The sequence below is a fragment of the Embleya sp. NBC_00896 genome, assembly GCF_045207785.1.
Taxonomy (GTDB): Bacteria; Actinomycetota; Actinomycetes; order Streptomycetales; family Streptomycetaceae; genus Embleya.
In genome coordinates, this window is record NZ_CP108776.1 from 1,140,965 (window position 1) to 1,153,336 (window position 12,372).

General features: G+C 72.3%; 10 protein-coding genes and 1 pseudogene. 1 reads left to right on the forward strand and 10 read right to left on the reverse strand.

Features of this window, described 5'->3' with window-relative positions; genetic code table 11:
- Positions 1–153 precede the first annotated feature (153 nt).
- On the forward strand, positions 154–2,148 hold the full coding sequence (locus OG928_RS05495) for a trypsin-like serine peptidase (protein WP_406280076.1): 1,995 nt from the start codon (positions 154–156) through the stop codon (positions 2,146–2,148).
- A 124-nt stretch (positions 2,149–2,272) separates the two neighbouring features.
- On the opposite strand, the gene aroQ is transcribed toward OG928_RS05495, so the two are convergent.
- From aroQ to OG928_RS05545, 10 genes and pseudogenes are all read right to left on the reverse strand, one after another.
- The gene (aroQ, locus tag OG928_RS05500) at positions 2,273–2,716 is read right to left on the reverse strand and encodes a type II 3-dehydroquinate dehydratase (protein WP_406280079.1); all 444 of its coding nucleotides are present in this window, start codon (positions 2,714–2,716) and stop codon (positions 2,273–2,275) included.
- Positions 2,713–3,807 carry a 3-dehydroquinate synthase gene (gene aroB, locus OG928_RS05505; protein WP_406280082.1) on the reverse strand — a complete coding sequence of 365 codons (1,095 nt, stop codon included), beginning with the start codon at positions 3,805–3,807 and terminating at the stop codon, positions 2,713–2,715. The genes aroQ and aroB overlap by 4 nt, the downstream gene beginning before the upstream one ends.
- 140 nt (positions 3,808–3,947) lie before the next feature.
- Positions 3,948–4,493 (reverse strand): annotated as a pseudogene (locus OG928_RS05510) (shikimate kinase); the annotation flags it as partial.
- A 3-nt stretch (positions 4,494–4,496) separates the two neighbouring features.
- Entirely contained in the window at positions 4,497–5,681 is a 1,185-nt protein-coding gene (gene aroC, locus OG928_RS05515; RefSeq protein WP_406280085.1) for a chorismate synthase, read from the reverse strand.
- A 160-nt stretch (positions 5,682–5,841) separates the two neighbouring features.
- Positions 5,842–6,552 (reverse strand): prepilin peptidase, encoded by a 711-nt coding sequence (locus tag OG928_RS05520; RefSeq protein WP_406280088.1) that lies wholly within the window; start codon positions 6,550–6,552, stop codon positions 5,842–5,844.
- Positions 6,553–6,697: 145 nt separating this feature from the next.
- The gene (locus OG928_RS05525; protein WP_406280091.1) at positions 6,698–7,537 is read right to left on the reverse strand and encodes a shikimate dehydrogenase; all 840 of its coding nucleotides are present in this window, start codon (positions 7,535–7,537) and stop codon (positions 6,698–6,700) included.
- Positions 7,538–7,551: 14 nt separating this feature from the next.
- Positions 7,552–8,709, reverse strand: coding sequence for an endolytic transglycosylase MltG (gene mltG, locus OG928_RS05530; RefSeq protein ID WP_406280094.1), 1,158 nt, complete (start codon positions 8,707–8,709; stop codon positions 7,552–7,554).
- Positions 8,706–9,206 (reverse strand): Holliday junction resolvase RuvX, encoded by a 501-nt coding sequence (gene ruvX, locus OG928_RS05535; protein ID WP_406280097.1) that lies wholly within the window; start codon positions 9,204–9,206, stop codon positions 8,706–8,708. The genes mltG and ruvX overlap by 4 nt, the downstream gene beginning before the upstream one ends.
- 135 nt (positions 9,207–9,341) lie before the next feature.
- Positions 9,342–12,011 (reverse strand): alanine--tRNA ligase, encoded by a 2,670-nt coding sequence (alaS, locus tag OG928_RS05540; RefSeq protein ID WP_406280100.1) that lies wholly within the window; start codon positions 12,009–12,011, stop codon positions 9,342–9,344.
- Positions 12,011–12,370, reverse strand: a complete 360-nt coding sequence (locus OG928_RS05545) for a DUF6167 family protein (protein ID WP_406280103.1) — start codon at positions 12,368–12,370, stop codon at positions 12,011–12,013. Before OG928_RS05545 ends, alaS begins: the two co-directional genes overlap by 1 nt.
- Positions 12,371–12,372 lie beyond the last annotated feature (2 nt).

Sequence of the window (12,372 nt, forward strand, 5' to 3'; positions counted from 1 at the left end):
GCCCGGCGTGGCTCGGCGGACTGCATCGTTCGAGCCCGGACGGGTGCAATCGCGCGAAGGCCGGACGCGGGGCCGATCCCCGGTTCTACGCTGCCTCCGAGGGGGTGTGACGTAGTGGAAATCAGCGGAAATGACGGGACACACGCCGACTGGGTGGACGAGCGTCTGACACGGCAGATCCGGGCCGCCGGCGCGCGGTATCGGGCGACCGAGGCGGTTCGGGTGGCGATCGACGAGCGGCGCGCCGCGGGCATGCGGTTCCCGGACGACGGGGGCCGGCTCGAACAGCGCGCGGCCCGGTTGGTGGAGCGGCACGAGGTGCCCGGGAGGCTGCTCCTCGCGACCGCGCCGGACGAGGACGGGTTCCGATTGGCCGAGCGGATCATAGGCGCGTCCAACGATCTACAGAGCCTGAACTTCCTGACCCGCGGCGTGCGGGCCGCCGCGTGTGTCGCGCGGGTCTGGTATTCGACGGGCGGTCCGGTCCAGCCGCAGGCGACCGGCTTCCTGGTGGCGCCGCGGCTGCTGCTGACCAACCATCACGTCTTCCCGGACGCCGCGACCGCGCGCGGGGCGTTCGCCGAGTTCGGCGCCGAGATGGGCATCGACAACGAGCTGCCGACGAACACGACGCGGTTCACCCCGGATCCGGACACCCTGTTCCTGACCGACGAGGACCTCGACTTCACGCTCGTGGCGATGCGCCCGGGCGGCGACGGGCGGCTGCCGGGTCAGGTCTTCGGGCGGGTCGCGCTGATCGCGGCCGAGGGCAAGCTCGTGGTCGGCGACCCGGTGAACGTGATCGGCCACCCGGACGGGCGGCTCAAGGAAATCGCGATCCGGGAGAACCGATTCGCCCAGCGCTTCGACGACTTCCTCCAGTACGAGACCGACACCGAGCCGGGCAACTCCGGCTCACCGGTGTTCAACGACCAGTGGGAGGCCGTCGCCCTGCACCACAGCGGCGTGCCCGCGCACGACGACGCCGGGGCCGTGCTGAATCTGCAAGGCCGGCCGTGGGAGCCCGCACAGGGACTGGCCGCGATCAAGTGGATCGCCAACGAGGGCGTCCGGGTCAGCGCGATCCTGCGCCGGCTCGGCGAGTTGGCGGCCGGTGACGCGCAGCGCGCGCTGCTCGCGGAGCTGGGTCCCGCGTCGGGCCTGGGCTCGGCTCCCGGGCCGCGCACGGCGCTGCCGGCGCCGCGGACGGCGGTCGCCGCAGGCGGGGGTGCCGAGGCGATCGCCCATGCGGGGGTGCGCGGGCGGGCGGGGGCGTTCGGCGGGCGGGTACAGCTCGTGTTGGTGCACGGGCGCAGCCAGCAGGGACGCGACCCGGCGGTGCTGCGGCGGAGCTGGGCGGCCGGGCTGAACAGCGGCCTGACCATGGCTGGGCTGCCGACGGTGGACCCCGAGGACGCGTGGTTCCCCTTCTACGGCAACCGGCTCGCGGAGGTCATGGAGTCGATCGAGGCGACCGAGGCGATCGAATCGATCGACTCCGTCGCGCCGGTGGAGGCGTCGTTGTCGCCGTCCGCCCGGGTGTTGTACGGGCGGTTGCTGGACGAGGCGGCGCGCCGGGCCGGGATGCCCGCGGAGCAGGTCGTGGCGAACGAGGGCGTCTGGGGCGGCGTGGTGGGCGCGATGCGCGGGCCGCTGGGCTGGATCGCGGCGCACACGGGCGTGGACCGGGCGGTGATCAAGACCGCGTTCCGGGATGTCGCGGCCTATCTGGACGCGAACGACACGCGTGAGGCGGTACTCGAACAGGTCCTCGACTGCGTGCCCACGTCCGGGTCGGTGGTGGTGGTCGCGCACAGTCTGGGCACGGTGGTGGCGATGGACCTGCTGCCGCGGCTCGCTGGGCGGGTGACGGTGGCGGGGTTGGTCACCGCGGGCAGTCCGCTGGGCCTGGACACCGTGTACTCGCGGCTGCGCGTGGGCGGGCCGCACCTGCCGCCGATCGCGGGGCCGTGGCTGAACGTGTGGTGCCCGACCGACCCGGTCGCGATCGGGTGTCCGTTGACGGACGACTGGAGCGGGCTCGGCGCGGAGCGCGTGGTGGCCAATCCGCACGATCGCGCGCACGACATCGGCGCGTACCTGTCCCACCCGGAGATCGCGACGGCGATCGGGCGGCTGTTGGGGTGAACGAACCGGGCCGGGTCACCCACGTGGGTGACCCGGCCCGGGGTCTGTCAGGTCCGTCAGGTCCGTCAGGTCCGTCGACTCGGTCGAATCGGTCGGCTCGGTCGGCTCGGTCGGATCCGACGGTTCAGTCGTCGAGCTCCTCGGCGAGCGCGCGCAGTGCGAGTCGGTAGGAGCCGATCCCGAAGCCGGCGATCGTGCCGCTGGCGACCGCGGCCACCACGCTGGTGTGTCGGAACTGCTCGCGCGCGTACGGGTTGGAGATGTGCACCTCGATGAACGGCGCGGTGCGCTGGGCGACCGCGTCGCGCAGCCCGTAGGAGTAGTGCGTGAACGCGCCCGGGTTCATCACGACGGGGATCCGGCCGTCGGCGGCCTCGTGCATCCAGCGGATGATCTCGCCCTCGTCGTTGGTCTCGCGCACCTCGACGGCGAACCCGAGCTCGGCGCCGAGCCGTTCGCACTCGGCGACCAGGCCCTTGTACGACGTCGCGCCGTACACGTCGGGCTCGCGGCTGCCGAGCCGGCCGAGGTTGGGGCCGTTGAGGACCAGGACCCGGCGCGGGCTCACGCGGAGACCTCGGCGTAGGCGGCGACCAGGAAGGTCGGGTCGGGGCCCTCCAGGACGACCGGCTTGGCCAGGCCGTCCAGGACGATGAAGCGGAGCAGGTCGCCGCGCGACTTCTTGTCCACGCGCATCGTCTCGAGCAGCTTGGGCCACGCGTCGCCGCGGTAGGTCAGCGGCAGGCCGACCGACGCGAGCACGGTGCGGTGCCGGTCGGCGGTCGCGTCGTCGAGCCGGCCCGCGATCCGGCCCAGCTCGGCGGCGTAGACCATGCCGACGCTGACCGCCGCGCCGTGCCGCCACTTGTAGCGCTCGGCCTTCTCGATCGCGTGCGCGAGGGTGTGGCCGTAGTTGAGGATCTCGCGGCGGCCGGCCTCCTTGAGGTCGCCGGAGACCACGTCGGCCTTGACCTGGATGGCCCGGGTGATCAGCTCGGCGGTGTCCTTGCCCTGCGGGCTGCGGGCCGCCTCGGGGTCGGCCTCGACCAGGTCGAGGATCACCGGGTCGGCGATGAAGCCGGCCTTGATCACCTCGGCGAGGCCGCTCACGTAGTCGTTGCGCGGGAGCGATTCGAGCGTGGCCAGGTCGGCGAGCACGCCGGCCGGCGGGTGGAACGCGCCGACCAGGTTCTTGCCCTCGACCGTGTTGATCCCGGTCTTGCCGCCCACGGCCGCGTCGACCATGCCCAGCAGCGTGGTGGGCATCGCGATCCAGCGCACGCCGCGCAGCCAGGTGGCGGCGACGAAGCCCGCGAGGTCGGTGGTGGCGCCGCCGCCGATGCCGACGATCACGTCGGAGCGGGTGAAGCCGGTCTGGCCGAGCACCGACCAGCAGTAGGCCGCGACCGCGACGTCCTTGGCCTCCTCGGCGTTGGGCACCTGGATGGCGATCGCCTCGTAGCCCTGCGCGGCGAGGTCCTCGCGCACCGCCTCGCCGGTCGCGGTGAGCGCCTCGGGGTGCAGGATCGCGACGCGGCGGGCGGACGTGCCGATCAGGCCCGCGAGTTCGCCGAGCAGGCCGGTGCCTACGAGCACGTCGTAGGGCTCTGACGTGCCGCCGACGCGGATCCGGACGGGCTCGGTGGTGTTGCCGGTCATCGCTTCACGTCCTTGTCGGGCACGGTCTTGTCGGCCGCGGTCTCGCCGGGCCCGGTGGCCCCGGGCTCGGTCTTCGCGGGCTCGGTCGTCTCGGGCTCGGTCGTCTCGGGCTCGGTCCTCGCGGGCTCGGTGGTCTCGGCGTGTGTGCCGAGGCCGGCCCGGATCTCGGCGACGACCTCGTCGGGGGTGCGCCCGGCGGTGGTCACCGTGGCGACCGCGACCTCGGTGTACAGCGGTCGGCGCTGTTCCATCAGCTCGCGCCAGCGCGCCCGCGGGTTGCCCACGAGCAGCGGGCGCGGCGCGTCCAGCCCCACCCGCCGCACCGCGTCGGCGAGTTCGACCTCCAGGAACACCACGTGGTGCCCCTTGAGCAGCGCGCGCGTGGCGTCGTCCAGGATCGCGCCGCCGCCGAGCGCGAGCACTCCGGCGTGGCCGGCGAGGGCCGCGGCGACCGCGTCGTGTTCGAGGGCGCGGAAGTACGCCTCGCCCTCGTCCACGAAGATGTCCGGAATCGACTTGCCCGCACGGTCCTCGACGTCGGTGTCGGTGTCGCGGAACCCGACCCCGTACGCCGCGGCGAGCAGCGTGCCCACCGTGGTCTTGCCCGCGCCGGGCGGTCCCACCAGGACCACCAGCGGGCGAACGTCGGTATCCCCGATGTCCCCGACACCCCTGTTGTCCGCCATGCGCTACCGAATCTCCAGCGCGTCCAGGTAGCCGCGCACGTTGCGAGTGGTCTCGGCGACCGAGTCGCCGCCGAACTTCTCGGTGACCAGGTCGGCGAGCACGAGCGCGACCATCGCCTCGGCGACGATGCCGGAGGCCGGCACGGCCGCGACGTCGGAGCGCTGGTGGTGCGCCTGCGCGGGCTCGCCGGTGCGCACGTCGAAGGTGGCGAGCGCGCGGGGCACGGTCGCGATGGGCTTCATCGCGGCCCGCACACGCAGCACCTCGCCGGTGGACATGCCGCCCTCGACACCGCCGGAGCGGTGCGACGTGCGGCGTGCGCCGTCGGGGGTGTTGACGATCTCGTCGTGCGCCTTCGAGCCGCGCACCCGGGCCAGGCCGAAGCCGTCGCCCAGTTCGACGCCCTTGATCGCCTGGATGCCCATCAGCGCGCCCGCGAGCCGCGAGTCGAGCCGGCGGTCCCAGTGCACGTGGCTGCCCAGACCCGGCGGGAGGCCGTACGCGAGCACCTCGACCACGCCGCCGAGGGTGTCGCCGGCCTTCTGCGCGTCGTCCACCTCGGCCACCATCGCGGCCGACGCGTCGGCGTCGAGGCAGCGGACCGGATCGGCGTCCAGGCGCGCGGTGTCGTCGGGCCCCGGCAGCACGCCGGCGGGCGCCTTGGCCGCGCCGAACTCGACGACGTGGCTGACGATCCGAATGCCGGCGACCTGCTGGAGGAACGAGCGGGCGATCGCGCCGAGCGCGACCCGGGCGGCGGTCTCGCGGGCGCTGGCGCGCTCCAGGATCGGCCGGGCCTCGTCGAAGCCGTACTTCTGCATGCCGGCCAGGTCGGCGTGGCCGGGCCGGGGCCGGGTCAGCGCGTTGTTGCGGGCCAGCGAGGCGAGTTGCTCCGGGTCGACCGGGTCGGCCGACATGACCGTCTCCCACTTGGGCCACTCGGTGTTGCCGATCATCACCGCGACCGGTCCGCCCTGGGTGAGGCCGTGTCGAACGCCGCCGAGGAAGGTCACCTCGTCGCGCTCGAACTTCATCCGCGCGCCGCGCCCGTAGCCGAGTCGGCGGCGCGCGAGCGCGTCCGCGACGAGCTCGGTGGTGACGGGCACGCCCGCGGGCAGCCCCTCGAGGGTGGCGACGAGTGCGGGGCCGTGCGACTCCCCAGCGGTCAGCCAGCGTAGGTTGCCCACGAATGCTCCTTCTTGCGCTTTCCTCGTACCGCGTCGCGGGAACGGCGCGGTTGTCCGCGGTTCGTCCCGAGATATGTCCGCGTGAATCCTTTCACGCCGGCGCAGTGCCCTCATCGCCGCGTCCACCTGGCGGACACCCGTCACGCGGACGTCCATCGTCTCACCAGGCGAGATGCGCACGGGACAACTGCTCGCCGCACAACACGCCGCCGAGCGCGCCGAGCAGCAGCCAGGGCCCGAAGGGAAGCCGGGTGCCGCGGCGCGCGCGGCCCGCGAGCAACAGCACGCCGGCGGCGAGCCCGGCCAGCAGGAAGGCCAGGAACGCGCCGGTGACCAGCACCCCCCAGCCCAGCCAGGTCAGGTGCAGGCCGAGCACCCCGGCCAGCTTGACGTCGCCCATGCCCAGGCAGCCGCGCGAGAGCGCGGCCAGGCACAGGTGATAGCCGGCCAGCGTGGCGCCACCGAACAACGCGCGCCAATACGGCGTGAAATCGCCGAGCGCGAGCGACTCCATGCCCAACAGGGTCAGCCCGGTGAACAGCGTCACCAGCAGCACCGGATCCGGCAGCCGCAGGGTGCGCACGTCCACGACGGCGAGCGTGACGCCCGCGACCGCGAGCACCAGGAACGCGAGCAGGTCCAGGCCGGGACCGAGGCGCCACGCGAGCAGCGCGCACACCAGCGCGGTCAGCGCCGCGAGCGGCAGGGTGCCGAATCGTCCCGACCCGGCCGTGACGGGACTTGCGGGGACACCGAGGGAGCCTGCGCCGGAGCGGGCTCCCCCGGCGAGGAAGAGGTGGATGGGACGGGGCAGGCCGAGCCCGGCGCCGAAGCCGAGCAGCGCACACAGGAAAGTGAGTCCGACGATCACGCCTGTGACGATACGCAGAATCGCAGGGCACTCACGTTCCGTCGTCCCCAACGCCGATCACATGATCGGATTCGCGCCGGCGGCCGGGGACGACGGATTCGACGAGCGATCCGGACGCGGGAACCGATCCGGACGCGGCCGGCGATCACGGCCGCCCCGCGAGCGCGGCCTCGCCCGCGGCGCGCATGGCGGCCAACGGTCCGGGGCGACCGGTCATCAGGGCGACCTGCAACACCGCCTGGTGCACGAGCAGATCGAGCCCGCCCACGACCGCGCCACCGGCCCGATCCCACGCGTTCGCGAGCGCGGTCGGCCACGGGTCGTAGACGACGTCGAAGAGCACTCCGGGCTCGGCCGGCAGGTCGATCGCGAGGTGGTCGACCGCGCCCTTGGGCGTGGTCGCCACCACGAGCGGCGCGCGCAGCGCCTCGGCGGCCTCCGTCCACGGCCGGGCGTCCACCACGACGCCCAGCCGTTCGCCGGCCACCCGCATCTCGCGCGCCCGGTCCTCGCCCCGCACGTACACCCGCACCGGCCCGTCGGTGACGTCACGCAGCGCGGCCAGCGCCGACGTCGCGGTCGCGCCGGCCCCCAGCACGGCCGCCGACTCGACCCGGGTCACCCCGCGTTCGCGCAGCGCCGCGACCAGACCCGGCACGTCGGTGTTGTCGCCGACCCGCCGCCCGTCGGCGGTGAACACGACCGTGTTCACCGCGTCCACGTCGCGCGCGACCGCGGCGATCTCGTCGAGCAGCGGCCGGATCGCGCGCTTGAGCGGCATCGTGAGCGAGAGCCCGGCCCACGACGCGTCGAGCCCGCCGACGAAGTCGGCCAACGCCGCCTCGTCGATCTCGTACGCGTCGTAGGTCCAGTGGGTCAGGCCCAGTTCGGCGTACGCGGCCCGGTGCAGGACCGGGGACAGCGAGTGCCGGATGGGCGCGCCGAGCACGGCGGCCCGGCGCGGGGCGGGTGGCCCTGTCGTCACTGTGGTCCCTGTCGTCACTGGCCGGGGTGCTCCGCGATCCACTTCTGCAGTTCCTTGTTGTCGATCTGGAACTGCGCGTCCGTCTCCGAGAACTTGGTCTCACCGGACACCGGGTTGACCGTCACGAAGTACAGCAGCTTGCCGGTCGGCGGCGACAGCGCGGCGTCGATCGCGGCCTTGCTCGGGTTGCTGATCGGCCCCGGCGGCAGGCCCTTCTTGACGCGCGTGTTGTACGGGTTGCTCGCGTCGTTGAGTTCCTTGGTGGTGAGCTGCACGTTGCTCTTGTTGAGGTAGTAGTTGATCGTCGAGTCCAGACCCAGGCTCATGTTCTTCCCGAGCCGGTTGTAGATGACCTGGGCGACCTTGCCCTTGTCGTCGGTGGTCTTGCCCTCGGCCTCGACCAGGCTCGCGATGATGATGATCTGGCGGGGCGTCTTGCCCATCTCCGCGGCCTTGGCCACCAGGCCGTTCTTGTCGTACTCCTTGACGGCGCGGCTCACCATCTCCTTGAGCACCACGACGGGATCCATGCCCGGCGCCGCGACGTAGGAGGCGGGGAGCAGGAAGCCCTCGATGTTGCCCTCGGCGTACGGCGGCAGCCCGATCGACGGGTTCTTCGCGGCGGCCTCGACCTGTTCCTTGGGCACCTTGAGGGTCTTGGCCAGTTCGTCGAAGACCTGGGTGGCCCGGCGGCCGGGCTTGAGGATGTAGTCCTGCTTGTTCTTCGGGTTGACCAGGATCTCGAACGCGGCCTTGGCGGACATCTTCTTGGCCATCGTGTACGCGCCGGGCTGGATCTTGGAGGCGCGCTGGTCCTTGTCCTCGCGGGCGACCTTGGTGAAGGCCTCGACGCTCTTGGTGACCCCGACCCGCTTGAGCTCGTTGGCCATCTGCGGGGTGGCCCAGCCGCTCTTGATCTCGACCACGAGCGAACCCTGGCCGGGGCCGTTGTAGTCCGGCGGCGGGCCGAAACGGTCCTTCAGGAAGCCGTAGGCCCAGTAGCCACCGCCGCCGACGATGGCCAGGACGATCGCGAGGGCGACGAAGACCGCACAACCGCTGCGGTTCTTCTTCTTGCGGCCGCGGCCGCGCCGCCCACCCCGCGAGTTGTCGTCCTTGCCCCGTCGCCGGCTGCGCGGCTCCGACTCCATACGCAGTCCGACGTCGCTCATGCCGTGGGCCTTTCAGAGTCGGAGACGGGTCCGGGCGCGGCGATGGGGGGCACCGCCTGACCGGGGGGACGTCCGGAACCACGCTCGGTGTCGAGCGCGTTTTGCAGGATCACGATCGCAGCCGCCTGGTCGACGACGCCGCGGGCCTTCTTCGCCTTGACGCCGGAGGCCTGGAGGCCGCGGGTGGCGGTGACGGTGGTGAGCCGCTCGTCGACCAGCCGCACGCCGACGGCGGGGTCCAGCGCCGCCACCAGCCGACCGGCGAAGGCACGGGCCTTGGCCGCGGCCGCGCCCTCCTTGCCGGACAGCGAACGTGGCAGGCCGACGATCAGTTCGATCGCCTCGTACTCGGCGACGAGTTCGAGGATGCGCGCGACGTCGCGCTTTCCGGCCGGAACCGTCTCGACAGGGGTGGCGATCAACCCGTGCGGATCGCTGGCCGCGACGCCGATCCGAACGTCTCCCACGTCGACGGCAATTCGTACTCCGCGTCTCAAGGTCGGCTCTCCGTCACAGATTCTGCGTCACTCACTATTCGGGCATGACGCCCCGTCATACAAGTCCCCCCGGCGGTCGCGGGAGTCCGGGGCCAGACTTCCACACGCGCCGGGGGAACGAGGTTAAGGGACGGCTCAGGAGGCGCGTTCGGCGACTGTCCGGGTGACGGCGGCCAGTGCGTCGGCCACCTTGCCCGGGTCGGACCCGCCGCCCTGGGCGACGTCGTCCTTGCCGCCACCGCCGCCGCCGAGGGTCTGGGCCGCGACCCGGACCAGCTCGCCGGCCTTGACGCCGCGCTCGCGTGCGGCCTCGTTGGCGGCCACCACGACCATCGGCTTGCCGTTCACGACCGACACGACCGCGACCGCCGCCGGGCGCGCCGCGAGCCGGCCGCGCACGTCGAGGGCGAGCTTGCGCAGGTCGTCGGGCGTGGTGCCGTCCGGGAGCTGCGCGGTCGCGAGCGCGACGCCGTGCACGTCCTGTGCGCCCTCGACGAGCCCCGCGGCCGCCTGGAGCACCTGGGCGCCGCGCAGGGCCGCGATCTCCTTCTCGGCGTCGCGCAACTTGGCCATGATCGAGGCGACCCGGTCGGGCAGGTCCTCCGGGCGGCCCTTCACCACGTCGGTGAGCTGGTTGACGATGGTGTGCTCGCGCGCCAGGAAGTTGTACGCGTCCACGCCCACCAGCGCCTCGACCCGGCGCACGCCGGCGCCGATCGAGGACTCGCCGAGCAGCTTGACCAGGCCCAGCTGCGCGGTGTTGTGCACGTGCGTGCCGCCGCACAGCTCCTTGGAGTAGTCCCCCATGGTGACCACGCGCACGCGGTCGCCGTACTTCTCGCCGAACATCATCACGGCGCCCTGCTTCTTCGCCTCGTCCATCGACATCACCTCGGCGGTGACGTCGAGGTCGCGCGCGAGCACCTCGTTGATCTTCTGCTCGACGTCGGTGAGCACGCTGCCGGGGACCGCGCCGGGCGCGCCGAAGTCGAACCGGAAGCGGCCGGGCGCGTTCTCCGAGCCGGCCTGCGCCGCGGTCGGGCCGAGCGCGTCGCGCAGCGCCTGGTGGGTCAGGTGGGTGGCGCTGTGCGCGCGGGCGATCGCGTTGCGGCGGCCGGTGTCGATCTGGGCGAGCGCGTTGGCGCCGACCAGGACCTCGCCGACCTGGACCCGGCCGCGGTGCACGGTGACACCCGCGACGGGGGTCTGCACGTCGCGCACCTCGACCACGGCGCCGGTGTCGAGCCGGATCCGGCCGGTGTCGGCGAGCTGGCCGCCGCCCTCGGCGTAGAAGGGGGTGTGGTTGAGCACGACCTCGACCTCGTCGCCCTCGTGCGCGGCGGGCGCGGGCACGCCGTCCACGAGCAGGCCGACCACGGTCACCTCGTTGGAGGTGTTCAGGTAGCCGGTGAACACGGTGCCGCCGGCCGCGTCCGCGACCTCGCGGTACACGGAGAGGTCGGCGAGCCCCTGCTTGCGCGCCTGCGCGTCCTTCTTGGCGCGCTGACGCTGCTCGTCCATGAGCCGGCGGAAGCCGTCCTCGTCGACCGCCAGGCCCTGCTCGGCCGCGATCTCCAGGGTGAGGTCGATCGGGAAGCCCTCGGTGTCGTGCAGCAGGAACGCCACCTCGCCGGGAAGCGTCGCCCGACCGGAGCTCTTCGCCTTGACGATCGACTCGTCGAGCAGCGCGGTGCCCTCCTGGAGCCGGGCCAGGAAGCGCTTCTCCTCGGCCACCGAGACCGCGTCGATCCGCTCGGACTCCTCGATCAGGTTCGGGTACTGCGGACCCATCGCCTTGATCGTGGTCTCGACCAGGTCGTGCAGCGTCTCGCCCTCGGCGCCCATCAGGCGCATGTTGCGGATCGCGCGGCGCATCATCCGGCGCAGCACGTAGCCGCGGCCCTCGTTGCCCGGGACCACGCCGTCGCCGATCAGCATCACGGCGGTGCGCACGTGGTCGGCCACCACGCGCAGGGACACGTCGGTCCTGTTGTCCTCGCCGTAGGTCTTGCCGGTGAGTTCGGCGGCGCGGTCGAGGATCATCCGCGAGGTGTCGATCTCGTACAGGTTGTCGACGCCCTGGAGAATGCACGCCAGGCGCTCCAGGCCGAGCCCGGTGTCGATGTTCTTCGCGGGCAGCTCACCCAGGATCGGGTAGTCGTCCTTGCCGGTTCCGGCGCCGCGCTCGTACTGCATGAAGACCAGGTTCCAGATCTCCAGGTAGCGCTCGCCGTTGACGGCCGGGCCGCCCTCCTCGCCGTAGGCGGGGCCGCGGTCGTAGTTGATCTCGGAGCACGGACCGCACGGCCCGGGCACGCCCATCGACCAGAAGTTCTCGGACTTGCCGAGCCGCTGGATGCGCTCGGCCGGCACGCCGATCACGTCCCGCCAGATCCGCTCGGCCTCGTCGTCGTCGAGGTAGACGGTGATCCACAGCTTCTCGGGGTCGAGCCCGTAGCCGCCATCCTCGATCGAGTTGGTGAGCAGCTCCCAGGCGAAGCCGATCGCGCCTTCCTTGAAGTAGTCGCCGAACGAGAAGTTGCCGCACATCTGGAAGAACGAGCCGTGCCGGGTGGTCTTCCCGACCTCTTCGATGTCCAGCGTGCGCACGCACTTCTGCACGCTGGTGGCGCGCTTGAAGTCCGGCTTGACCTCACCCAGGAAGTAGGGCTTGAACGGCACCATGCCGGCGTTCACCAGCAGCAGCGTGGGGTCGTCCGCGACGAGGGAGGCGGACGGGACGACAGTGTGTCCGCGCTCTTCGAAAAAGCGCAGCCAGCGCTTGCGGATCTCTGCCGATTCCATCAGCTGCCGTCCCTTCGGTCGTACCTTGCTTTGCCTTCGTACAGCTCACGCGGGTCGTACAGGTCACGCCCGTCGTGCCAGTCGTCGTGCGGCTCGCGCGCGCCGGGCAGCACCCGTCGAACGGGAGCGGGCGGCAGTGCGGCCGCGGCCACGTCGGCGCCGATCGCCCGATACAGCTCCTGCTCGCGCTCGGCCATGCCCGCGCGGATCTCGTCCGCGAAGTACTTGATGGCCTCGCCGATGCCGGTGACATTGTCGGCGACGCCCTCGGGCGTGTACTTGTACGCCTTGTCCTTGACCTTGCGCGCGGCCCAGACGCCGGCGCCGGCGCCGACCGCGATCCAGAACAGCCTCGCCATCG

Bases quoted from the DNA above. Each gene is read 5' to 3' on its own strand.
- aroB (WP_406280082.1), bottom strand. From the start codon at position 3,807: ATGACCGGCAACACCACCGAGCCCGTCCGGATCCGCGTCGGCGGCACG.
- mltG (WP_406280094.1), bottom strand. From the start codon at position 8,709: ATGAGCGACGTCGGACTGCGTATGGAGTCGGAGCCGCGCAGCCGGCGA.
- alaS (WP_406280100.1), bottom strand. From the start codon at position 12,011: ATGGAATCGGCAGAGATCCGCAAGCGCTGGCTGCGCTTTTTCGAAGAG.
- OG928_RS05545 (WP_406280103.1), bottom strand. From the start codon at position 12,370: ATGGCGAGGCTGTTCTGGATCGCGGTCGGCGCCGGCGCCGGCGTCTGG.